Source organism: Paenibacillus sp. MER TA 81-3, from assembly GCF_023713585.1.
GTDB classification, from domain to species: Bacteria; Bacillota; Bacilli; order Paenibacillales; family Paenibacillaceae; genus Paenibacillus_B; species Paenibacillus_B profundus.
On record NZ_JAMAWB010000165.1, the window covers coordinates 1 to 219 of the forward strand.

Annotated in this window: 1 rRNA gene; it reads left to right on the forward strand. The window is 51.6% G+C overall.

The features are described from left to right. Positions 1-32: 32 nt before the first annotated feature. Positions 33-219, forward strand: a 16S ribosomal RNA gene (locus tag M3650_RS31705); the annotation flags it as partial.

Genomic DNA, 219 nt, shown 5'->3' on the forward strand with positions numbered 1-219 from the left:
TGCACTCCATACATGAGCAAGTCAAACTAACTTTAACGGAGAGTTTGATCCTGGCTCAGGACGAACGCTGGCGGCGTGCCTAATACATGCAAGTCGAGCGGAGTTGATGGAGTGCTTGCACTCCTGATGCTTAGCGGCGGACGGGTGAGTAACACGTAGGTAACCTGCGTGTGAGACTGGGATAACTACCGGAAACGGTAGCTAATACCGGATAGACAT